A 239-nucleotide genomic window follows, 5' to 3' on the forward strand; every position below is an offset into this window, starting at 1 on the left:
TTCGTTATTCAGATGATGAGAAAGAATTCTCAGCTAACCGCACGCTTAGTCCAATTGGTGGTGCAGCGACTTATATCGAAAAAAATGTTAGCGATGATCACGTAAGCTGGGATTTATCAGCTAACTACAAAATCAACGATGACGTAAACTGGTATGGCCGTATTGCTAACAGTTTCCGCGCACCAAGTCTTCAAGGTCGTATCTTATTTGGTGATGAAGTAACCGTTGCTGATTCAGAA

1 protein-coding gene is annotated in these 239 nt (G+C 41.4%); it reads left to right on the forward strand.

Annotation, left to right across the window (positions count from 1 at the left end):
• Positions 1-239: TonB-dependent receptor domain-containing protein (locus CWB76_RS19290; RefSeq protein ID WP_138609728.1), on the forward strand; the 239-nt coding region annotated here is incomplete at both ends.

The organism is Pseudoalteromonas sp. S1609 (assembly GCF_005887255.1).
Taxonomy (GTDB): domain Bacteria; phylum Pseudomonadota; class Gammaproteobacteria; order Enterobacterales; family Alteromonadaceae; genus Pseudoalteromonas.